General features: G+C 69.6%; 18 protein-coding genes. 7 read left to right on the forward strand and 11 right to left on the reverse strand.

Annotation, left to right across the window (positions count from 1 at the left end; all coding sequences use genetic code 11):
- Positions 1-2: 2 nt before the first annotated feature.
- From KY469_12345 to KY469_12375, 7 genes are all read right to left on the reverse strand, one after another.
- Positions 3-1,205, reverse strand: coding sequence for an MFS transporter (locus KY469_12345; GenBank protein ID MBW3663882.1), 1,203 nt, complete (start codon positions 1,203-1,205; stop codon positions 3-5).
- Positions 1,206-1,214: 9 nt separating this feature from the next.
- Positions 1,215-2,063, reverse strand: a complete 849-nt coding sequence (locus tag KY469_12350) for a sulfite exporter TauE/SafE family protein (GenBank protein ID MBW3663883.1) — start codon at positions 2,061-2,063, stop codon at positions 1,215-1,217.
- Entirely contained in the window at positions 2,060-3,025 is a 966-nt protein-coding gene (locus KY469_12355) for an ABC transporter ATP-binding protein (GenBank protein ID MBW3663884.1), read from the reverse strand. The genes KY469_12350 and KY469_12355 overlap by 4 nt, the downstream gene beginning before the upstream one ends.
- Before the next feature lie 4 nt (positions 3,026-3,029).
- Complete coding sequence (locus tag KY469_12360) at positions 3,030-4,118, reverse strand: ABC transporter ATP-binding protein (protein ID MBW3663885.1); 1,089 nt, start codon at positions 4,116-4,118, stop codon at positions 3,030-3,032.
- A gap of 2 nt (positions 4,119-4,120) precedes the next feature.
- Complete coding sequence (locus tag KY469_12365) at positions 4,121-5,035, reverse strand: ABC transporter permease (GenBank protein ID MBW3663886.1); 915 nt, start codon at positions 5,033-5,035, stop codon at positions 4,121-4,123.
- 52 nt (positions 5,036-5,087) lie between these two features.
- Positions 5,088-6,008 (reverse strand): ABC transporter permease, encoded by a 921-nt coding sequence (locus KY469_12370; GenBank protein ID MBW3663887.1) that lies wholly within the window; start codon positions 6,006-6,008, stop codon positions 5,088-5,090.
- Between the two features lie 73 nt (positions 6,009-6,081).
- Complete coding sequence (locus KY469_12375; protein ID MBW3663888.1) at positions 6,082-7,632, reverse strand: ABC transporter substrate-binding protein; 1,551 nt, start codon at positions 7,630-7,632, stop codon at positions 6,082-6,084.
- 155 nt (positions 7,633-7,787) lie between these two features.
- Here KY469_12375 and KY469_12380 point away from each other — a divergent pair, with 155 nt between their 5' ends.
- On the forward strand, positions 7,788-8,591 hold the full coding sequence (locus KY469_12380; protein ID MBW3663889.1) for an aspartate dehydrogenase: 804 nt from the start codon (positions 7,788-7,790) through the stop codon (positions 8,589-8,591).
- 14 nt (positions 8,592-8,605) lie between these two features.
- Here KY469_12380 and KY469_12385 read toward each other — a convergent pair whose 3' ends face one another.
- Positions 8,606-10,546, reverse strand: coding sequence for a glycoside hydrolase (locus KY469_12385; GenBank protein ID MBW3663890.1), 1,941 nt, complete (start codon positions 10,544-10,546; stop codon positions 8,606-8,608).
- A gap of 347 nt (positions 10,547-10,893) precedes the next feature.
- Here KY469_12385 and KY469_12390 point away from each other — a divergent pair, with 347 nt between their 5' ends.
- A complete protein-coding gene (locus KY469_12390) occupies positions 10,894-13,716 on the forward strand; it encodes an AAA family ATPase (protein ID MBW3663891.1) in 2,823 nt (940 codons plus the stop codon).
- Positions 13,717-13,777: 61 nt separating this feature from the next.
- Here the strand turns inward: KY469_12390 and KY469_12395 are convergent, their stop codons facing one another.
- The 3 genes from KY469_12395 to KY469_12405 all read right to left on the reverse strand — a co-directional run bounded on the left by KY469_12395 (position 13,778) and on the right by KY469_12405 (position 17,367).
- Positions 13,778-16,180, reverse strand: a complete 2,403-nt coding sequence (locus KY469_12395) for a S8 family serine peptidase (protein MBW3663892.1) — start codon at positions 16,178-16,180, stop codon at positions 13,778-13,780.
- A gap of 174 nt (positions 16,181-16,354) precedes the next feature.
- Positions 16,355-16,822 (reverse strand): hypothetical protein, encoded by a 468-nt coding sequence (locus tag KY469_12400; protein ID MBW3663893.1) that lies wholly within the window; start codon positions 16,820-16,822, stop codon positions 16,355-16,357.
- The gene (locus KY469_12405; GenBank protein ID MBW3663894.1) at positions 16,807-17,367 is read right to left on the reverse strand and encodes a UbiX family flavin prenyltransferase; all 561 of its coding nucleotides are present in this window, start codon (positions 17,365-17,367) and stop codon (positions 16,807-16,809) included. Before KY469_12405 ends, KY469_12400 begins: the two co-directional genes overlap by 16 nt.
- Before the next feature lie 101 nt (positions 17,368-17,468).
- Between KY469_12405 and KY469_12410 the strand changes: the two genes are divergently transcribed.
- The 5 genes from KY469_12410 to KY469_12430 all read left to right on the forward strand — a co-directional run bounded on the left by KY469_12410 (position 17,469) and on the right by KY469_12430 (position 23,056).
- Positions 17,469-18,200 carry a FadR family transcriptional regulator gene (locus tag KY469_12410; protein MBW3663895.1) on the forward strand — a complete coding sequence of 244 codons (732 nt, stop codon included), beginning with the start codon at positions 17,469-17,471 and terminating at the stop codon, positions 18,198-18,200.
- 131 nt (positions 18,201-18,331) lie between these two features.
- A complete protein-coding gene (locus KY469_12415; protein MBW3663896.1) occupies positions 18,332-20,641 on the forward strand; it encodes a xanthine dehydrogenase family protein molybdopterin-binding subunit in 2,310 nt (769 codons plus the stop codon).
- The gene (locus KY469_12420; GenBank protein ID MBW3663897.1) at positions 20,638-21,498 is read left to right on the forward strand and encodes an FAD binding domain-containing protein; all 861 of its coding nucleotides are present in this window, start codon (positions 20,638-20,640) and stop codon (positions 21,496-21,498) included. The genes KY469_12415 and KY469_12420 overlap by 4 nt, the downstream gene beginning before the upstream one ends.
- A complete protein-coding gene (locus KY469_12425) occupies positions 21,495-21,977 on the forward strand; it encodes a (2Fe-2S)-binding protein (GenBank protein ID MBW3663898.1) in 483 nt (160 codons plus the stop codon). The genes KY469_12420 and KY469_12425 overlap by 4 nt, the downstream gene beginning before the upstream one ends.
- Positions 21,974-23,056 carry a hypothetical protein gene (locus tag KY469_12430; protein MBW3663899.1) on the forward strand — a complete coding sequence of 361 codons (1,083 nt, stop codon included), beginning with the start codon at positions 21,974-21,976 and terminating at the stop codon, positions 23,054-23,056. The genes KY469_12425 and KY469_12430 overlap by 4 nt, the downstream gene beginning before the upstream one ends.
- Positions 23,057-23,061: the final 5 nt, after the last annotated feature.

The raw sequence follows: 23,061 nt of genomic DNA on the forward strand, positions 1-23,061 counted from the left end.
CACTACACGAGAGCGCCCGCCGGTCGCCCGCCACGAACGGTGAGGCTGCCGACGAGCGCCACCGCAGCGGTCACGGTCCAGGCCACGACGTAGCGCTCGTCCGTCACGTCGAGCAACCCGCCGAACGCGAGCGGACCGATCACGTAGCCGGTGTAGAAGGCCCTGACCACGATCGCGGATGCGCGCCCCGCGGAGGCCGGATCCACCCGACGCACCGCGACGAGCATCACCAGGCCCTGCCACGAGACCGCGCTGGCACCCAGCGCGACCGCGGCGGGCCAGAGCATCCACGCCCCGACGGCACCGGAGAGCGGCAGGGCGAGCACGGCAACGACCGCCGCGCGCGCGAGACCTCGCAGGAGCGGCGGGGCGATGTCCGCGCGCGCTCCCAGACGGGCCCACGTGACGCGTGAGATGACGGCGGTGGCCCCGAGCACCGCCGTCAGCCCCCCGGCGACCGCGGGTGCGACGCCCAACTCCTCGGTGGCGAAGAGCACGAGGTAGGCCGCGACCGCACCGTTGCTGGCGCCCAGCAGCGCGGCGAACGCGCTCAGGTCACGGACCGATCGGCGTGTCGCTCGCGTGACGGGCCGATCCTCCGAGGCATCGGTGGCCATCACGACCCCTCGATCGTGTACGAGCACCGAGCCGAAGGTCGCGCCGACGACGACGGCGATGATCGCTCCCGTGACCGCCGCGGTCGGCCACCCCTCGGCCTCCGCCACGGCGGGGAGCACCGCTCCGGCGATGACGGCGCTGGCCGAGACCCCGGCCTGCTTCCAGCCCATCGCCCAGCCCTGGGTCGGTCCCGACAACCGTGCGGCGACCACGCCGTTCGTCGCCGGGTTGGCGATGGCGAGGGCGACGCCGCCGATCGCGGCGGAGACCAGCAGCACCACGTAGCCGTTGGCGAGTGCCAGCACGACGAACGCGACAGCGACGATCGGGGCGGTCAGCAACGCGGCGGACGCCGGACCGAACCGGTCCGTGGCGCGGCCGGCGGCGGGCGCGGCGAGCGCTCCGACCGCGTACATCGCGGAGGGCAACGCACCGACCTGGAGCGAGGAGAGACCGACGTCCGCGACGAGGAAGGGAGCCAGGACACCGTAGGCGAAGCCCAGCAGCGTGCCGAGCGCCATCGTGGCGCCGAGTGCGGCGACGAGCGCGACGGTGCGGCGGGTCGATCCGTCCGGCGGGGCGGCCACCGCGGCTCCTTAGTCCGCCGGGGCGGGTACTTCGACCCCGACGGGACCTTCACCCGTGCCGCTCCGGCGCCGTACCAAGAGCCGGATGGACGCCACGGTGAGCAGTCCCGCGAAGAGGATCGCCGACAGCTCGTCGGACAAGCCGATCGCCACGCGGGCGGCCAGGAACGATGTGACCATCCCGGAGACGCCGATGATGACGGCCTGCCGCAGGTCGATGTTGTCGTGCGCCTTGTTGCGCACCGTGCCGATGAACGCGGTGGGGACGATGACGGCGAGCGAGGTGCCCTTGGCCAGAGCGCCCGGGACGCCGAACAGCAGCATCTGGGCCGGGACCATGATGATCCCACCACCGACCCCCATGAGTCCGGCGACGGTTCCGGAGAACAGTCCCGTCAGCACGAGGCCGATGCCAGCGAGGACATCGATGTCGATCTCGCCTGCGGCCTCGGGTACATCCCACAGCATCCTGGCGGCGGTCGCGAGCAGGAGGAGCGCGAACCCGTACCGCAGGGCCGTCTGGTTGACGCGTCGCAGCGCCGACGTGCCCAGGATCGCGCCGCCGGCCGCTCCGGCGAACATGAGCGCCCCCACCAGCCAGTCCACCTCGCCGCTGAGCGCGTAGCCGAGTGCCGCGGAGACCGAGAGGAGGAAGGTGCCGGCGAGGGAGGTTCCGTGGGCGAGGCGTTGTTCGACCTTGGCGACGATCACCAGAGCGGGGACGATGAGGATCCCACCACCGACACCGAACAGCCCCGAGAGCGCCCCGGCGAACACGCCGATCCCGATCGCGACCGGCGTTCGGCTGGATCGGGTGGCCGGCGGTGCCGCCGTGCCAGCGGGACCCTGTGTCTTCATCTGAGCCAACACGCTGCCAACTGGGCTTCGCCCTTCGGTTCCAGCGGTGGCTCCTCGACCCGGCACCGGTCCTCGGCGATCGGGCAGCGGGTGTGGAAACGGCAACCGGTCGGGGGGTTCATGGGGTTGGGGATCTCGCCGGTCACCGCGATGCGCTTGCGCTGGCGCTGCAGGGGCGGATCGGGGATGGGTACCGCCGACAGCAACGCTTCGGTGTACGGGTGCTGCGGATGGTCGTAGATCTCGTCGCGCGTGCCGATCTCGACCAGCTTGCCGGCGTACATGATGGCGATGCGGTGGCTGATGTGACGCACGACCGACAGATCGTGCGCGATGAACAGGTAGGTCAGGCCGAGTTCGTGCTGCAGCTCCTGCAGGAGGTTGACGATCTGGGCCTGGATCGACACGTCCAGCGCCGAGACCGGTTCGTCCGCGATGATGAACTCCGGCTCGAGCGCGAGGGCGCGGGCGATGCCGATGCGCTGGCGCTGGCCGCCGCTGAACGCGTGCGGGTAGCGGTTCGCGGCGTCCACCGGCAGCCCCACGAGTTCGAGCAGCTCGGCGACCCGCTCCACGGCGTCCACCGGCTTGTCGACGACGCCGTGGACGACGAGTGGCTCAGCGACGATGTCCAGGATGCGCATGCGGGGGTTGAGGCTGCCGTAGGGGTCCTGGAAGACCAGTTGCATGTCACGCCGCAGCCGGCGCAGTTCCTCGCCGCGCACCCCGGTGATGTCCTGGCCCTTGAACCACACCCGTCCACTGGTGATGGGAGCCTTGTGGAGGATGGCGCGCCCCGTCGTCGTCTTCCCCGAACCGGACTCCCCGACGAGCCCGAGCGTCTCGCCGCGACGGACGCTGAACGACACGCCGTCCACGGCGCGCACGAACAGCTCGTGCTGTCCCCAGAACCCACCGCGCCCCACCGGGTAGTGCACCCGGAGGTCGTCGACGCGGATGATCTCGTCAGAGGCTGGCGGCTCGACGGTCAGCGCGGTGTCCAGGATCGTCGTGTTCGAAGGCACGGTGACATGCCACCTTCCTGTCAGCGGCGTGGAACTCCAGCAACGGGTCCTCGTCGACGCAGAGGTCGATCGCGAGCGGGCAGCGGGGGTGGAACGCGCACCCCGACGGCGGGGCGCGCAGATCGGGAGGGCTCCCAGGGATGCTCTCGAGCCTCGGCAGGACGTTGTCCAGCCGTGGTGTGGAGCGCAGCAGCCCGCGGGTGTAGGGGTGCCCGGGGTCGTCGAAGATCTCGTCGATCGGCCCGGTCTCGACGATCCGGCCCGCGTACATGACCGCGACCCGTTGGCACAGGCCGGCGACGACACCGAGATCGTGGGTGATCAGGAGCACCGCGAGGTCCAGCTCGCGCTGCAGCTCGGCGAGCAGCTCGAGGATCTGCGCCTGGATGGTGACGTCCAGCGCCGTCGTCGGCTCGTCGGCGATCAGGAACTCGGGCTCGCTCGCCAGCGCCATCGCGATGATGACCCGCTGGTTCATCCCACCCGAGAACTCGTGAGGGTGCTGCTTCATCCGCTGGCGGGGGAACGAGATGCCGACGAGGTCGAGAAGCTCCACGCCTCGCTCCCACGCGGCCTTCTTGCTCATCCCCCGGTGGAAGCGGAGGGGCTCGCTGATCTGGGTGCCGACCGTGAGCAGGGGGTTGAGCGACGTCATCGGGTCCTGGAAGACGATCGAGATCTCCTTCCCGCGCACCTTCCGTCCGTACGCGGCCCCCTTCTTCCCCAGCAGCGAGTGTCCCTTCCAACGGATGTCCCCGCCCGTGATCCGGCCCGGGAGGTCGACCAGACCGAGGATGGCCTTCGACGTCACGCTCTTGCCCGACCCCGACTCGCCCACGAGCGCCAGCGTCTCGCCGCGCGCCAGCGTGAACGATGCGCCCCGGACGCCCTGGACGACACCCCGACGCGTGAAGAAGCTCACCTCCAGGCCTTCGACCTCGAGCAGCGGAGCGGCCGCGGGGGCGTCTCCCGAGGCGGTGTCGGGACGTCCCACGACGTCCTCCTTCTGGCGGTTCCGGGTGGTCACCATGGTCACGCCACTCCCGCACCGGCGCTGAAGCGGCCCGCCGCGAAGCGCTTCTCGCGCTCCTGGGGGTCGGCCGCCACGCGGAGCCAACTCGCGAACAGGTTGACCCCGAGCACGACCAGGGCGATCGCTACCCCGGGGAACGTGATCAGCCACCAGGCCGACTGGATGTAGTCACGCCCCGTCGCCACGTCGAGACCCCAGGACATCTGGGGCGGCTGGATACCCAGGCCCAGGAACGACAGCGCTGCCTCGGCGAGGATGATGCGCGCGAACTCGAGCACGCCGATCGTCAGCAGTGGCGAGGCGAGGTTGGGCAGGATGTGGCGGAAGATGATGCGGCGCGACCGTGCCCCGACGATGTCGGCGGCTTCGACGTAGGGCGACTCCTTGACCGACAGCACGGTGCCACGGACGAGACGCGCGTAGACCATCCAGCCGTTGATCGCCAGGACGACGATGACGGTGGTGACGCTGGGTCCGATGACCGCCAGGATCACGAGCGCGAGGAGCAGGCCCGGGAACGCGAGCTGGGTGTCGACCCAGCGCATCACGAACGAGTCCCAACGACCGCCGAAGTAGCCCGCGAGCAGGCCCATGACCGTCCCGAAGGTGCCGGCGACGGCCACGACCGAGACGCCGACGAGCAGCGAGATCCGCGAGCCGTAGATCAGCCGGGAGAGCATGTCGCGCCCGAGGGCATCGGTCCCGAGGGGGTAGGTCCACGAGCCTCCCTCCTGCCACACCGGAGGGGTCAGTCGGTCGGTCAACGCGGGCGCGGTCGGATCGTGCGGCGCGAGCAGCGGCGCCGCTGCCGCGAGCAGGACGAGGCCGACGAGGACGAGCAGACCGAACAGGCCGGCCTTGTCCTGCCACAGCTCGCGCAGCCCGTCCCGGAGCCGGGCGAGGAACTCCTGCAGTCGCGGCTCTGGATGGACGACGACGGTGTCGGCGCTCGTCACGACATCCCCCTCATGCCAGCTTGATGCGCGGATCGACCGCCTTGTAGGCGACGTCCATGAGGACGTTCACCACGACGATCATCAGTGCGACCGTCAACACGATCGCCTGGAGCAGGATCAGGTCCTGGCGGCGGATGGACTGGATCGCGAGGAAGCCCAGTCCCGGGTAGGCGAACACGGTCTCGACGACGACCGAGAAGCCCGCCAGCGCGCGGATGTACTCCCACCCCGTGAGGGTCATGACCGGCACCGACGCGTTCTTGAACGCGTGGAGCCCGACCGTGCGCATGAACGGCAGGTTCTTGGCTCGCGCCATCTGCACGTACTGCTTGTTGAGCTCGTCGATCATCGACGACCGCACCATCATGGTGAGCCGGGCGGCTGCGGGCAGGGCGAAGGTCACCACCGGCAGGACCGCATGCTTGAGGGTGCCGCTGCCCGAGGTGGGGAACCAGCCGAACGTCACCGAGAAGAGCAGGATGAGCATCGCGCCCAGCCAGAAGTTGGGGATCGACAGACCGATCAGGCCCAACGTCGTCGAGACGCGGTCGAGGATGGAGCCGGGGCGTAGTGACGCCACGATCCCGAGAGGAACGGCGATCACGACCGCGAGCACGATGCTGGCGCTGACCAGGATCAAGGTGCGTGGCAGGTGCTCGAACACGATGGCCATGGCCGATCGGTCCTGCCACAATGACTCGCCGAAGTCGAAGCGGACGATGTCTCCGAGGTAGGACGCGAACTGCGCCGGGATCGAGCGGTCGAAGCCCAGCTCGGCCGCGAACGCCGCCCGCTGCTCCAGGCTCGCTTCGAGTGGGAGCATGACCCGCACGGGGTCGCCGATCAGACGCGTCACCACGAAGACGACGACCGTGACGCCGAACACCACGACGATGCCGTGGATCACCCTGCGGAGCGCGAACCTTCCCATGGTTGCCTCCTCTCCCGTCCGGCGGTGGACCGGTGCGGGGGGCGGCGTCCGCCGCCCCCCGCATCGGCGTCTGTCAGCCAGCCAGGCTCATCTCCTTGACGAGCAGCTTGGCGTCCACGCGCGGCTCCCACTCGAGCCGCTCGCTGAGCCCGTAGATGTCCTCGTTGTTGATCAGGAACAGCATGAAGGCCTCGTCACACGCCTTCTGCCACGCGTTGCGGTACAGCTCCTCGCGCGCATCGACGTCCGTCTCGGTCCGCGCGTCGGTCACCCACTGGTGGATCTCGTCGTCGTCGTGTGACGTCGCCGTACCACCGATCTCGAGCTCGAAGGAGGCGGTCCGGTCGGCGTCCTGGAGCTCGTTGGAGTGGCTGATGAAGATCGCCGGTGGACGGACGTCGCCGAACAGCCGGTTCAGGTACTCGTCGAACTCGAAGATCTGCACGTCGGTGGTGAACCCGACCGCTTCGAGGTAGGCCGCCACTGTCTCGGTCAGCTCGCGGTCCTTCAGCCACCGCCCCGACTCCGACACGATCTCGATGGTCTCACCTTCGGCCCCCGCCTCGGCGATCAGCTCCTCCGCACGCTCGGGATCGTAGGGGTACGCCTCGAGATCGGGGTTGAAACCGAACCACGAGGGACTCGAGATCTGGCACTGGTCGACCACCGCGAACCCCTGGAAGAGGTCGTTGGCGATGGCCTCCTTGTCGACCGCGAGGTTGATCGCCTGCCGCACCCTTGGGTCCGCCGTCACGCCTTCCATCGTGTTGAGGATGAAGTGGGGGTGTTCGAGCCCCTGCACGCTGGCGAAGTTCGGGGCGCGCTCGGTGTCCTCGGGCAGCAGGTTGGTCATCAGGTCGAACTCGCCAGCGCTCAGCCCGGACAGCCGTGTTCCAGCCTCGGGCACGAACCGGTACGTGACCGAGCCGATCGCCGGGGCGCCGTCCCAGTAGTCGGGGTTCGCCTCGAGCTGCAGGCTCTCGCCGCGGTTCCACGACGTGAACCGGTACGGGCCGGTCCCGACCGGGTTCTCGGCGAAGCCCGCGTCCTCCGCTGACACCGGCTCGACCATCTTCATCCAGTACATGCGCGAGGGCAGCACCGGGTCGGGGCCGTCGGTCGTGATGCGGACCGTCGTGTCGTCGACCGCTTCGGCGCCGGTGATGGTGTTGAAGAACGAGATCTGCTCCGAGTTGAACTCGGGATCGATGATCCGGTTGACGCTGAAGGCGACGCTCTCGGCGTTGAACGGCTCGCCGTTGTGGAACGTCACGCCCTCACGCACGGTGAACTCCCACGTCGTCTCGTCCACCTGCGTCGGCATCTCCGCCGCGAGGCCGGGTGTCAGCTCCCCTTCGGGCGTCCGCGCGATCAGGGTCTCGTAGACGTTGTCGTTGACCGCACGCTCGCCGCCGTCATCACGCAGCTGAGGGTCGAGACTGGTGGGCTCGGATCCGATCGCGATGACGATGCCGTTACCGGAGTCCGCCCCCGTGGTGGCGTCGCCGTCGTCGCCGGTGGTCGCGCCGTCCGTCTCCGTCGGCACCGCGGTGCCATCATCGTCGGTGGTGTCGTCACCGCCGCACGCGACCGCGAGCAGCGCGAGCGTCGTCAGGGCTGCCATGACACGAGTGAGTCGTCGCACTAGGTCTTCTCCTCGGACGTTCCCCCGGCCGATCCGCCACCGACCGTCGTAGATTGTATACTGTAGACGAAACCTGGGGTCAAGGGTCTCGGCCGCCACGAGCGCCCGCCCCCACCCACGGGAGGCGACGAGCGGTGAGCGCACGATCACCGACCCGCGTGGGGCTCATCGGGCACGGCGCGATCGGCGGCGCGGTGGCACGGATGCTCGAGGCGGGGCGCGTGCGCGACTGCGTCCTGGCGGGCGTGCTGGTGCGGCAGGCCGACGCGGACACAACCCCGGCGCTGGTCGACGACGTCGAGGAGCTGTGCGGACGCTGCGACCTGGTGGTCGAGGCGGCGGGGCACGCTGCCCTCGCCGCGCACGGTCCGGCGGTCGTCGCCGCTGGGGTCGAGCTGCTGGTCGTGAGCACGGGCGCGCTCGCCTCTGACGAGCTGCACCGTCGCCTGATCGAAGCCGGGCCGGGACGGGTCCTGATCTCAACCGGAGCCATCGGCGGCCTCGACACGCTGCGTGCCGCGCACCTCCTCGGGGCGCTCGAGACGGTGCAGTTGCACACCACCAAGCCGACCCGCGTACTGCGCGAGCCCTGGATGGATGCCCGCCTGCTCGAGCAGCTCGACGACGGAACCGAGCCCGTGACCGTCTTCACCGGTTCCGCCCGTGAGGCGGCCACGAGGTTCCCGCGATCGATCAACATCGGCGCGACGTTGGCGCTCGCGACACTGGGCTTCGACGACACCGACGTCGCGATCACCGCCGACCCGGCCGCCGACCGCGTCGAGCACGTCATCAGCGCCGAGGGACCAGCCGGGGAGTACGAGTTCCGGTTCCGCAACCGGCCATCGGCGACGAACCCCCGCACGAGCGCGATCACGCCCTACGCCGTGCTGCGGGCACTCGCAGACCGGACCGCCCGGGTGGTCGTCGGCGTCTAAGGAGCCCATTCCGTTCAAGGGGCCACGAGCTGCGGACCCGAGAGCTGTCGTATGGCGATCCCCCGGCTGTCGACGGCCGCGCCCAGCTCACCCGTGCCCTCATCCACTCCGGCGACCGACTCGCGATCGCAGAAGAGGATTGCCGTGCAGGTGTCTACCGCGGTGGCCCAGACGGCACCGTCGGAGGGGGAGAGCTGTATGTCGAGGAAGTCGCGGATGTTCGCGCACGGCAGCTGCTGGCAGTCTCCGCGGTGCACAGGGTCGCCCGGAGGGTTCGCCATCGCCGAGACGAGCAACGGATCCGGGGCGAGCGCGTTCGTCGATACGAGGACATAGGAGTTCCATGGCCGGGTCTCGTCGTGCTCGTCACCGACGGTCGTGCCCATGAAGGTCACCGCGATCCGCCCTCGATCGCCGGCCACGACGGTCGGGAAGTTCACCTCGCGGACTCCGGGCGGGGCGATCATCAACGGCTCGCTCCAGCTCCGGCCGTGATCCGTGGAGGTCGCCAGGTACGGGAGGCGGTGCTTGTCATCGATCCAGACGTAGTAGAGGCTGTCCTTCGAGTCCGCGCTGACTTGCGAGAAGGATTCGTAGTTCATCCCGACCTCCTCGCTCACCGCAACTAGATCCCACCTCGCGCCGGCGTCTTCGGAGATGGCGAGGGCGGGACGGTCACGGAAGGGCTCGAAGAAGCTCTCGGCGCAGAGCAGGGGAAGGAGCACCCGGCCCTCGGCGTCGGTCTGCACGTCGCCCGGGAAGAGGAGGCCACCGCCGCAGGACCCCACGAAACCGGGCATCGGGGTGGTGGGGAGGAAGGTTCGCCCGCCGTCCAGGCTTCGCATGCACTCCTGGTCGGTGACCTGGTTGACGCAGTAGTAGACGACTTCATCGAAGCTCGGGTCGGTGGGCTGCAGAGGGGTTCCCTCCGGGACCGGCCCCGAGGTCAGCGAAGGCCGGTCATTGATCCACGGGGCGGCCGCGATCGTCGTCTCGTAGGTGCTCCCTTGATCGTCGGTGAAGGAAAGCTCCGCCCCCGTCCCCGGGACCAGATCAACGAGGTCGAGCATGAACACCCGGCCCGTGTCATCGTCGACATAGACGAAGGGGTCCAGGGTGACGGGGTGGCGGTCGCCGGTCACGGGCGGCAACCCGGGTGAGACGTCCTCCCACGTCAGCCCTCCATCGGTCGAGCGAAGGAGCCGGTTCCTGGGGCAGGAGGTCAGGGAGCCGGCATTCGGTGCTGGAAGCATGCAGTCCCACGCCGCGGCCGCATAGAAGGCAGCCCCGGTGGGATCGACCCCGATCGTCGGCTCCCCCGCGTTCCGCCCCACGTCGACCGCTTGCAGCACCAGCGGGGGCCCGCGATGCGGGGCGGGTGCGCTCTGTGGTTCGGCGCTGGGGTTCTCACCCGTGATCCGAACCCCGTGGTAGGCCTGGTTGGGTGAGCTGGGCGTGCGCTGGGGGTGGGAGAGGAACTCGGCGGTTCCTCGGTAGCCGGAGTCCGATACCTTGACCGGCGTCACCCGCACCTCGTACGGGCCGGAGGCCTCCCGCACGACGAGTTGCTCCATGCCGGCACCCTGCACTGCGGAGGTCCCCACCAGCTTGCCGGCTTGGAAGACGTGAAGGTTGAACTCGTCCTCGGGGTCGTCCCACGCGATCGTTATCCGCATGCCTCCGTCGTGGGATCGCCAGTAGCGCGGCTCCACGTCGGCCGCGATGACGAAGTGGTCGCACAGTACGCCGGCGGGGTCGCGCTCGGGCGGACAGTACTCGGGGGAGAAGGTGGTTCCGACGGTGAAGGACCGCCCCTCCCAGGTGAGCCTGGGGTCATGCGGTCCGACTGCTCCGGAGGCCGGCTCCGCCGCACGGGCCGCCGAGGGAGCCGGAACCGCCGTGAGCAGCCCGAGCACACTGGCCACCGCGACGAGCGGGCGGGCTATGGGTCTCATGGCTGGCCTCCCCTTGGCAGAGAACTCTTGAAGCCTCACGACAGAAGTCTCTGCTCGAACTCTCCTCTAAACATCCCCCAGGTTGGTGATGTTTTCGGGAGCTGTCCGTCCACCATGGGGATGTGCGGATACTCATCGATCTCAAGTCGCTCACTCCTCCAGCAGGAGAGCTCAGACGATTGGCGGGAGATGAACCCGAGGCACAACCGATCGCCGAACAGTCGTTCTGGGGCTGGCTGGGGCTGCTGAAAGCCTTGTCCGAGAGCCTCGGAGAGTCTCAAGGGACGAGCCCCGATCCAGAACGCGGCACCTAGACGCCGCCCGTTGTGAGGGCTTGAATAGCTCCGATGGCGCCCACGGTGTGGAGCTCAGCCCTCTTCGGCCGGGATGCCGAGCTCGAAGCGCTCCGCGCATGCTTCCGGCGATCGGCGCCCGGTCGTCTTCAGATCCTCATTATCGAAGGCGAGGCGGGGATCGGCAAGACGACTCTGCTTTCCGAGGCGTTGGACGAGGCGCGCTCCATCGGTTTCGGCGTGTTCGAAGGCCGTTGCGAGGAGCTCGAGCGAGGGCGCGCCTACGGCCCGCTCGTCGACGCGCTCGGGTGCACAAGGGATGCCGACGATCCCCGTCGGCGGGAGATCGCGTCGATGCTCGCCGAGAACCCCTCCTCTGGGCCCGCGAGCACTCGATTCCGAATCGTTGACGCCTTCGGCGACTTCGTAGAGGAGCTGGCTGTGGGGGGTCCGGTCGCCCTTGCCGTGGAGGATCTCCACTGGGCCGACTCGGCGACGATCTCCACGCTCCGATCCCTCTCGAAGCGGCTGACGTACCTCCCCGTGGTGATCGCCGGCACCTACCGACCGATGCCCCGTACCCCGGAGCTGGCGTCCTTCCTCGAGGTCTCCCTTGCTGAGGGCGGACTGCGGATACCCCTGGGCCCGTTGAACGATGAGGCGGTCACACAGCTGGTCGCTGAGGCCCTCGGCACGGAGCCCGGCCAGAACCTCTTGGAGAGCGTCGCAAGCGCCGCCGGCAACCCACTATTCGTACGCGAGTTGGTCGACGCGATAGGAAGGGAAGGGGCGATCGAAGTCGCGGGCGGTCGAGCGGAAGTATCGAGGTTGGTTCTTCCGCCGGACCTCCGGCTCACGATCCTCCGTCGCATCAGCTTCCTGTCTGAAGAGGCACTCGCGCTGCTGCGGTTGGCTGCCGTCCTGGGAACGACGTTCTCGCCGGCCCACGTCGCGGCGCTCGCCGGGAGACCGGTGACAGACCTCCTGGGTCCGTTCGACGAAGCGCTTCGTGCAGGCGTCGTCCGGGAGGAGGAGCCGTCTCTGCGCTTCCGTCATGAGCTGATCCGTGAGGCCCTGTATCAAGAACTTCCCGCGGGCCTTCGCCGGGCCCTTCACCTCGAAGCCGCGCGCGCGCTGGATGCCCTTGGGGCTCTACCCGATCAGGTTGCACAGCACTACACACTTGGAGCCACAGAGGGAGACGAGCAGGCGATCCACGCGCTGATCCGAGCGGCGGAACACGCACCTCCTACCACCAGGCTCGACCTCCTCGAACGCGCCTCGGACCTCATGCCACCGTCACATGAGGAACGTGAAAGCACGGAGGTAGAGCTGGCACATGCTCTTATCTGGGCCGGCCACGTCCGCGATGGAGAGAAGCTCGCGTCCGACCTGTTGGATCGCCTTCCGGAAGGTGAGCTTGCGCGACGCGTGCGGCTCTCTCTGACCCGTGCGCTGTGGGCACAGGCGCGTTGGACAGAGCTCCTCGAACGCACCAACACCTGGCTGGCCGGTGGCGTCTCCACCGACGAGGAGCGAGCCATGCTGCTCGCGCACCGCTCGATCGCCGGCGCATTCGTTCGCCGTACGATCGAGGGTGACTCCCCGGAAGCGTTCGAGCGAGAGGCGGAAGAGGCCGAAGAGGCGCTGCAGATCGGCGAACGAGCCAAGAATGTCCGTCTGACCGTTTTCGCCCTCATGGCCCTCGCCCCGATTCGCGGCTTCCAGGACCGCATCCAAGAAGAGCTCGAGCTGGCCCAACGCGCGGTCGCCATCGTCGAACGCGATCGCGATCCCGATCTCTTGCTCATACATCCACACCTGATACTCGGGCTGGCCCTCCACGACCACGGACGGGTGGACGAAGCCGAGCGGGTTTTGCAAGAGGGGCGGCGGCTGGGCGAACGCCTGGGCAGCCGCTGGGACGTGCCTCTCTACCACGGTGTGTTGGCGACCATCTATTACAAGTTCGGGCGGTGGAGCGAGTCCATCGCGGAAGCAGAAGCCTGCCTCGCGACTTCGGAGGAGGTCGGTACCAGAGTGGGTCTCATGGTCTCTCTGCTTGCATTGGGCTGGATTGCGCTGTTTCGGAACGACCTAGACGAGGCCGAGCGCTACCTCGAAGAGATGGAAGGCATCGCGGAGGATCACGGACCGCAGTGGGGAGAGTCCGAATCCCTGAGGATCGCCCTAACCGACGCCGGAGGCGATCCCGAGAGCGTTCGGGCTTCTCTTCGCGAACTCCCGAGGTTGGCGACCATAAGCCTCCTCCCGGTCTTCCCTCTGGGCCTTGCCCTCGACCGTCGTCTTGCGACGACTTGGGTTGCCGACCTCGAGGAGCGCCACGGATCTCCCGAGGATCCCGAGAGCAGGGGCTGCATCCTCTTCGCCCGAGGTTTGGTCGACGACGATCCCGACGTTCTCCTTGACGCGACCGCGACCCTCCGCGAGGTCAACCTCTGGGTCACTGCGCTCGCAGCCGAAGCGGCTGGCGAGTGCCTCATGCGCCACAACCGGAAGGACGAAGCTGGAACGTTGTTCCGCGAAGCGCTGGACACGTTCGACCAACTGGAGGCGTCGCGGCTGACGGCACAGACGCTTGCGACGATGCGATCCCTCGGGTTACGGCCCGGCAAACGAGGGCGACGCGGCAGACAGCGCGTGGGCTGGGAGGCCTTGACGGAGACCGAGCGGAAAGTGGCCTGGCTTGCCGCGGAAGGCCTCACCAACCCCCAGATCGCGGAGAGGCTGTTCGTGTCCAGGCACACGGTGCACAGCCACCTGAAGCACATCTTCGAGAAGCTTGTGATCTCCTCTCGAGTGGAGTTGGCCACCGAAGCGGCGCGTCGTGGAGCCGACGCCGAAGCGAGGTCCTGAACTCCCGAATAGCAGCCGATCCGGTCCACTACGGCCGCCCTTCGGGGCGGCCTCCGTTCACCTACCTCGCCGTGCCCGGGGCGGTGCCGAAGGAGCCGGTCGAGAGGTCCAGGCCGCTAGCCGAGAAGTCGCCGCCCCACAGCAGCCGCATCGATATCGCTGGGACGCCGGGGAGGTTCCCGAGCAGCAGCCGGGCCCGAAGCCGACTGCCGGTCGGTACCTGAACAGGCATCACATCGAGGTCGAAGGTGACCAGTGATGGCGTCGGGCCCACCTCGAAGACGATCTGTTCGGCGGCGATCGCCGCAACGACGCGACCGTCCTCATCGACCGCGTCGAGATCAAGGTAGAGCCAGCGGCCGAGGGCCGGCACCGGCGACGACAGGGGTCGCGGTTCGTCGACGACGTGGAGCCGCAGCTGTGCTGGGCCGCCGAAGCTCGTGGCAGGCAGCGGCTCCGAGACGAGCTCGGCGCGACCACCGAGGAAGAGTGCGTCCTCGACGAACCCGCCACTGTGGCAGGTCGCATCCGGACCCTCGAGGGACAGGTCACCATCGAACTCGAGCGCCTGGTGGTCGCAACCCTCGGGCGACACCAGGCCGCCAGTGGGTCCGCCCGTCATCGAGAAGCTGAGGGTCTCCTCGCCCTCGAATCCGACCTCCTCGAGCGGTCGCGGCTCCTGGTGCTGGAGCTGCGCGATCGCGGCGAGACCGACCGCGGATCCGATCGTCTCCGCGGTCCACGTCCCTGGCCGCACCCCTCCGGGCACCTCGTCGAAGTCGATGTGGACGCTCGCGGCGGCGATGAACGGGTCAGTGCTGGTCGTCGGCTGGGTGACGCCGACCTCACGCCCGTCGGCGTCAAGCAGTCGCAGCTGCCATTCTTCGTCGATGTCGATGGGGTAGGCGATGCTGGCGTGGATCGCTTCGGTGCGTTCGTCGACCGTGAACGTCAAGGTTCGCTCACCGGCGTTGGCGCCGTTCAGATCCCAGTGGTCCGAAACGAGGACCCGATGGTCGCGCGCCGCCAGCACTCGCCGGTCGGCCCGTGCCTGGAGCTGTGCCAACCGGGTGGTCGAGAACGTCGGTGAGGTGACGAGGTCGATCGCTGCGGCGGCATCCGCCATGCCATAGCCCGACTGCCAGAAGGCGGAACCGTCACCCAGCGGACGGGCGGTGACCTGCAGGACCTGCGCCACCTGCTCAGGCGTCAGCTCCGGCCTGGCCTCGAGCAGCACGGCGACCAGCCCGGTGACGTGCGGTGCTGAGAACGAGGTGCCGCTGGTCCGCCCGCTGACGAGCGGGTCCTCTGGTGCAGGACCCAGGGGCTGGTTGCCTGGCGGGGTGCTGGGCATGACGACGCGGTCCCCCGGCGCCATGACGTCCGGATGCCACAGACCGAGCCGGTCGCCCTCGAAGTGGTAGTGGCCGTCGGCGTCTGGTCCGGAGGCGGTGCTGTTGTCGTACGGCAGGCCAAGAGACGAGAAGTCGGCCCGGGCAGGGAGGTTGCTTGTCGCGCCGACCGCGATGGCCCACGGGGAGAGGGCGTGCGTTGAGAGGGTCATCTCAGCGCCGAAGTTGCCGGCGGCGAAGACCACGGCAACCCCTGCATCGTGCAGGGCGCGGTGGGCGATGGTGAAGGGCGAACCAGGGTCGAACCCGTACCCGATCCTGCCGAAGGAGTTGTTCACGACCCGGATGTTGTACTGCTCATGCGTGGCCAGGATGTCGTCGTACGCCACGATGATCTCGCTGCTGAACACGAACACGACCGCACTCCCGAGCCCGTACGAGACGAGATCCGCGCCGGGAGCCACGCCGAGAAGCTCCGGGTGGGCCGACCCGTCGGCGACGGCGGTGCCGGCAACACCCGTCCCGTGCCCGTTACTGTCGGTCGTGTCGTGGGGCAGCGCGTCAACCGCCACCAGGAACGCAGGCTCCTCCGTCGCCGGTGCCGGCGAGACGACCTTGACGTTGCGCACGACCCGGTCGTCGAGATCCGGGTGGGCGCCGTCGACACCGGTGTCCACAACGGCGACACCGATCCCCTCACCGGTGAAGCCGAGGTCGTGGGCGGCGAACCCTCCCATCGCGCCGACGGAATCGGCCGACTGGAGCGCGTGGGTCCTGTCCGGGTACACGTCCTCGACCAGCCCCTGTGCGACGGCTCGCACGTAGTCCGGGACGGTGCCCTCGGCGATCGCCAGCGGCAGTTGCTTCATGGGCTGAGCTGCGACGCCGACCGCGCTCAGCGCGGCGACGTCATCCGCGGTGGGGATCGCCTGGAACCGCAGGATCGCGCGCACGGGTTCCTGAGACTCCCCGGCCGCGGCGAGCAGCGCCGGCAATCCTTGCCGTGGTGCGGCCGGGTGCTGCCCGTTCCCGGGCGCAGCGGCTGCGCTGCCCCAGCCGAGCGCGGCAACGAGCATCAGAACCGCCAGGAGCGGGCGGGCTATGGGTCTCATGACTGGCCCCCTCATTGCAGAGAACTCTTGAGCCTCACGAGAGAAGTCTCTGCTCGAACTCTCCTCTGAACATCCCCCAAGTTGGTGATGTTCTCGGCAGCTGTCCGTCCACGATGGGGGATGTGCTCGCCGAACAGTCGTTCTGGGGCTGCTCTAGCTGAGTGGTCGTGACCCTCAGTCGGCGGTCGAGGCCCCGAGCCGTGCCAGCAGCGCGGCGCTGCGATCCCACCGCTCGAGCACCGCGACGTGATCGGTCGCCGGGAAGCGCATCGGCCGCAGCGGTATCCCCAAGCTGTCGGCCTCGTGCTCGACGATCGCGAACGCCAGACCCAGCATCCCGTCGTGCTCGAGCAGCTCCACCACCTCGAGCTTCAGCTCGTGCGCGGTCGTGCCCTCCACCGCGATCAGTCCGGCACGTCGATCGCGACGCAGGTTGCGCCCCGTCGTCACGGCGGCGACAGCCGCGAGCAGCCGCGCTCCCGCGCCGTCGACATCGAGCTCCGCGCGGGACAGCAGCGCCACGTGCGGGAACCCCGCGGCGTCGACCGTGAGCAGGGGGAAGACCTGCTCGTCGCCGCCGACCTGAGGCTGGCCGCGGACGAGCTCCGCCACGGCCTCGGGCACGATCACGCGCCGCTCCACCGCTGGAACAGCTCGTGGCTGATCGCGAACTGGTCGAGCACCTTCCCGCAGGTGTGCAACAGCAGATCCTCGATGGTCTCGGGGCGGTGGTAGAAACCCGGGACCGGAGGCAGGATGGTCCCGCCCGCCAGGGTGACCGTCTCCATGTTGCGGATGTGGATCAGGTTCAACGGCGTCTCTCTCGTGACGAGCACGAGGCGGCGACGCTCCTTCAGCGTCACATCGGCTGCACGCGTGAGCAGGTTCGCGGTGTTGCCGTTCGCCACCGCCGCGAGCGTTCGCATCGAACACGGGATGACGACCATGCCAGCGGTCAGGAACGAGCCCGACGAGATCGCTGCTCCGAGATCGCGGGGGTCGTACACGACGTCGCCGAGCGCCTCGATCTCGGCGGGGTCGATCCCCATCTCCAGCTCGATGCTGGCGCGCGCGCCGTTGGACAGCACGAGGTGGGTCTGCACCACGTCGATGTCGCGCAGCACGCGCAGCAGGGTCGCGCCGAAGTGGGGGGCGCTCGACCCCGCCATGCCCACGACCAGACGCATGGGGTCTGCCACGTGCTCCCCTCCTGTCGTGCGCCAGCGTGCCGCGGCGGGTACGCTGGCCGTAGACATCCTACCATTCGGCTCGATTAGTCGGGGTGGACGTGAGCGCAGCGACGGACGCCGGCGTGCCGGGTCGCAGCTCCGCCCGACTGTCGGCCCTGGTCGTGGACCAGTTCCTGACGCTCGTCGCGGACGGCAACCTCGAGCCGGGGCAACGGCTGCCTCCCGAGCGCGCGCTCGCCGAGCGCTTCGAGGTCGGCCGCAACTCGGTTCGTGAAGCGCTGCGGGTGCTCGAGCTGCTCGGGATCGTCGAGAGCCGCCAGGGCGACGGCACCTACGTCCGCGAGCCCACCGCGACCGCGCTCATGGCGCCGTTCCGGCTCGCGCTGGGCCTGTCCGGTGCGGACGCGGCGCTGGAGGAGGTGTTGGCCTTCCGACGCATCCTGGAGCCGGGTTCGGCCGCGCTCGCGGCCCGTAACCTCGACGAGGAGGGCCGGGAACGGCTGGAGAGCAGCCTGCGCACGTTCGACCGCGCCCTCGCGGAGGATGCCGACGCCCCGCCCGGCCTCGCCGCCGACACCGACTTCCACCTCGCGATCGCGGTCGCGAGCGGGAACCCGCTCGTGATCGGCGTCCAACGGGCCCTACTCGACGTGCTGACGCGCTTCCGCGCGCAGCTGGCCCCGTCGAGCTACGACCCCGCCCCGCAACGCATCACGCGTGGGCACCACGCGGTGTTCGGCGCGATCGTGGCGCGTGACCCGGACGCGGCGCACGACGCGATGGCCCGCCACCTCGACGACGTGGCCGCGGCCCTGCCCGCGTCGCCTTGACGAGCGGACCACCAGATTGGTAGGACGTATCCGAGCGATCGATCCAGTGACCGACGAGGGCGACCGTGACGGGTGAGGCAGCAGCTGGCGGCGTCGGTGCCCGCGTGCGCCGCAACGAGGACCGCCGCCACCTGCGCGGTGAAGGCGAGTTCGTCGCGGACATCAAGCTGCCCCGCATGCGCGACGTCGCGTTCGTGCGCAGCCCCATCGCCCACGGTCGCATCCGTGGCATCGACCCGCCCCCCGGGGCCCCCGTCGGCAGCATCTGGACCGCTGCCGACCTGCGAGGGCTCACCTCGCCCATCGTCGCGGTCTCGGGCCGACCCGGGTTCCGGCCGTCGGAGTACCCGATCCTGTCGGGCGACAAGGTCCGGTTCGTCGGCGAGACCGTCGCCCTCGCCATCGCCGACGACCGTGCCGCCGCCGAGGATCTCGCCGAGCAGGTCTTCGTCGACCTCGAGGAGCTCCCCGCGGTCGTCGACTGGCGCACCGCCCTGGCCGACGGCGCCCCGCGACTGCACGAGGACTGGCCCGACAACCGCTTCATCGCGTACGAGGTCGACCTCGGGGACATCGAGTCGGCACGTCGTGACGCGCACGTGACGATCACGCGCGAGTACTCGATGGGACGCATGTCGGGGGTGCCGCTGGAGTGCCGGGGCGTGGTCGCCTACCACGACACGCGTGCCGACCAGCTCGTGGTGTACAGCTCGACCCAGTGGCCTCACGTGCTGCGCACCAAGCTCGCCGAGTTGCTCGGGATCGAGGAACGTCGTCTGCGCGTGATCGCGCCCGACGTCGGCGGCGGCTTCGGGATCAAGAACAACGTCTACCCCGAGGAGGTCGCGCTGGGCGCGTTGGCGTTGCGGCTGGGTCACCCCGTTCGCTGGATCGAGGACCGCTGGGAGCACCTGGTCGGCAGCGCGCAGGCACGCGACCACCACTACGTCATCACGGCACACGCGGCCGCCGACGGCACGCTGCTGGGGCTCGAGGCGGCGATCACCGTGAACGCCGGTGCGTACTCGGTGTGGCCATGGACCGCCGCGATGGAGGCTGGCATGGCGTCGGGGATCATCCCCGGGCCCTACCAGCTGCGCAACTACCGCTTCAGCGCCACCACGGTCGCGACCAACACCACCCCCCTCGGGCCGTACCGGGGCGTCGCCCGGCCGGGCGCGTGCTTCGCGATCGAGCGCACCATCGACGAGGTCGCCCACGAGCTCGGGCTCGAGCCCCGCGACGTCCGTCTGCGCAACGTCGTCCCCCCCGACCGGTTCCCGTACGAGTCGGTCACCGGGATGATCTACGACAGCGGCGACTACCCCGGCATGGTCACCGCCGCGGCTGCCGCCATCGATCACGACCGTGTGCGCGAGGAGCAGCGCAGCGCGGCCGTCACCACGCGCCGCATCGGCCTGGGCTACGCGTCCTACACGGAGCAGACCGCCCACGGCGTCGAGGAGTGGGACAAGCGCGGGCTGCCGGTCGTGTTCGGCTTCGAGGCAGCACGCGTCGCGCTCGACCCCAGCGGCAGCCTCACGGTCGACGTGGGCATCCAGTCCCACGGCCAGGGCCTCGAGACCACGCTGGCGCAGGTGGCCAACGAGGTGCTCGGGATCCCACCCCAGCAGGTCACCGTCCGCCACGGCGACACGGCCGTCTCGCCCTACGGCATGGGCACGTTCGCGTCCCGCTCGATGGTCATGGCGGGCGGCGCCACCTACCGGGCGTGCGAACAGCTCGCGAGCAAGATCGCCACGATCGGGGCGGCGCTGCTCGGGTGCGACCCCACCGACGTCCGCTTCGCCGATGGCCAGGTCACCGGCCCCGATGGCGCCGTGACCCTCGCCGAGATCGCCGACGCCGCGTACCTACACGTCGGCCGCATCCCGCCCGAGATCGAGCCCGGCCTCGAGGTGACCTACCGCTACCGCCCCGAGGTCGGCACCGGCACCTTCTCCAGCTCCACCCACGTCGCCAAGGTGGAGGTCGACACCGAGACCGGCGACATCCGCATCCTCGACTACCTCGTCGTCGAGGACTGCGGCAAGGTCGTCAACCCGATGATCGTCGACGGGCAGGTCCACGGAGGCGTCGCTCAGGGCATCGGCCAGGCGCTGTACGAGGAGTCGCGCTACGACCCCGAGGGGCAACCGCGCTGCACGACGTTCATGGACTACCTGCTGCCGGGCAGCACCGAGGTGCCTGACATCCGCATCGAGCACCGCGAGACGCTGTCGCCTTTCACCGTCCTCGGCATGAAGGGCATGGGCGAGGGCGGGGCGATCGCGCCCCCCGCCGCGATCGCCAACGCCGTCACCGACGCACTGCGCCCACTCGGTGTGTCGATCGGGTGGACACCCATCACGCCGGCCTCCGTCTGGCTGGCCATCCAGGACGCGGCCGAAGCGTCCGAGACCGTGGAGGGCCGTGGGTGAAGCCGCCACCGTTCGAGTACCTACGCCCCGACAGCGAGGACGAGGCCGTGGCGGCGCTCGCCGAGCACGGGGACGCGGCGAAGATCCTCGGTGGCGGACAGAGTCTCGTCCCGTTGCTGAACCTGCGCCTGACCTACCCCGAGGTACTCATCGACGTGGGCGCCGTGGCATCGCTACGCGCGAGCAGTGATGACGGCGGCCCCGTCCGTCTCGGTGCGACGACCACGCACGCCACCATCGAGGACCGCGCCATCCCGGACCCGACCGACGGCCTGCTGGGTCGCGTCGCCCGCGGCATCGGCTACCGCGCCATCCGCACGCGCGGCACGCTCGCCGGCAGCCTCGTGCACGCCGACCCGTCGGCGGAGTGGCCCGTGGTGATGGCGGCGCTCGGCGCCAGCGTCGAGGTGCGTTCCGCCAGAGGCCGCCGGTCGGTGCCCGTGAGGGAGCTGTACGCGGGCTACTTCGTCACGACCCTCGAGGCCGACGAGCTCGTGATCGGCGTCGACATCCCGCGGCTCGAGCCGGGTACGCGCTGGGGGTTCCGCAAGCAGGCGCGCAAGTTCGGCGAGTTCGCGGATGCGCTCGCGGTTGTGCTCGTGGACGTCGATCCCGATGGGGGCGTTCGGGGCGCGCGGCTGTGGCTCGGGGCGGCGGCCGAGGTGCCCCTCCACGTCGACGCCGCCGGGGACGCGTTGGTGGGGGCCGCCTGGGACGAGGACACGCGGGGCGCGCTGTACGCAGCCGTGCTCGATGTCCTCGGTCCACCGGACGACCGTGAACAGCGTTACGAACGCCACCTGCACGCTGTGACCGCGTGCCGGGCCGTCGACGACGCCATGGGAGCTGCCGCTTGAACACCGTGACCATCGACCTGCAGGTGAACGGGACCGTCCACCAGATCACCGTCGCCGCGCGCACGACCCTGGCCGACCTCGTGCGCGACCACCTCGACCTGACCGGCACCCACCTCGGGTGCGAGCACGGGGTCTGCGGGGCCTGCACCGTGCTCGTCGATGGCGCCCCGACGCGTGCGTGCATCACCCTCGCCGCGTCCGTCGACGGTGGCGAGGTCACCACCGTCGAGGGACTCGACGGCCCGGTGATCGATGCGCTGCGCGACGCGTTCTCCGCCGAGCACGGTCTGCAGTGCGGCTTCTGCACACCCGGGATGCTGGTGTCGTGCTGCGACATCGTGCGGCGCCGCCCCGGTGCATCACGCCAGGACATCCGCGAGGAGCTCGCGGGCAACATCTGCCGCTGCACTGGGTACGTCGGCATCGTCGACGCCGTGCAGCGGGCCATGGCCGAACTCGACCAGGAGGTGGCGCGGTGACAGCGCAGCGAGGCGGCATCGTGGGCGGCGCGGCGGTACCGCACGCCCCGCAGTTCTTCACCCTCCCCGACACGGAGGACCACGACCAGGTGGCGCGGGTCGAGGAGGTGATGGGCCGCATCGGGGCGGGCCTGCGCGACCTCGCGCCGGACGTTGTGGTCATCGTCGCCAACGACCACCTCGAGAACTTCGCGCTGTCCGCGGTGCCCTCGTTCACCGTCCACGTGGGACCGCAGGTGACGGGATCGTTCGCCGGACGTGACTTCGCCTGGCCCGTCGCGAGCGACCTTGGTGCGGCGGTCGTGCGTGAGCTGCAGGACCAAAGGTTCGATCCCGCGTTCACGCTCAACGCCTCGATCGGCTACGAGTTCGGCATCCCCCTGACGTTCTGCGGCTTCGACGCCGACACGTTGCTGCTGCCGGTCTACGTCAACACCTACGTCGCTCCGCAACCCCGGGCAGAGCGCTGCTACGCCTTCGGTCAGGCCCTGCACCGCGCCCTACTCGCCACCGCCACCACCGGCGTCATCATCGCCAGTGGCGGGCTGTCCCACTTCCCGGGAACGCCCCGCTACAGCCAGCCCGACGTCGACACCGACCGGAGCCTGTTCGACCAGCTCGCGGCCGGCAACCTCAGGCAGCTGCTCGCCTTCGACCAGGAACGGATGGACCACACCGGCAACGTCGAGGTCCGATCGTGGCAGATCCTGGCGGGGGCGCTGGGTGAACGGCGCCCCGACCTCACCGCCTTCGAACCGTCCTGGCACCACACGTACGCCGTCCTGGGCTGGACCTCCCCTGACGAGCAACCCCCGACCGATCTGCATTACCCGCCGATCCGTGCCGACCTGCTGCCGCTGACCGAGGCGCTCTACGGGCTGCGCATGCGGGCCGACGTCCGCGCCGCGTTCCTCGAGGACGCGGACGGGTACGCGGACGGCTTCGACCTACCCGCGCCCCAGCGCGACGCCCTCGTCGCCCTCGACGAGGACACCCTCCGTGAGATCGGCGTGCACCCCCTGCTCGCCTTCCTGGCGCGGCTGCAGGTCGACCTCGAACGACGACACGCTCAGAGCTGAGGAGA

This window comes from Actinomycetota bacterium, from assembly GCA_019347575.1.
Taxonomy (GTDB): domain Bacteria; phylum Actinomycetota; class Nitriliruptoria; order Nitriliruptorales; family Nitriliruptoraceae; genus JAHWKY01.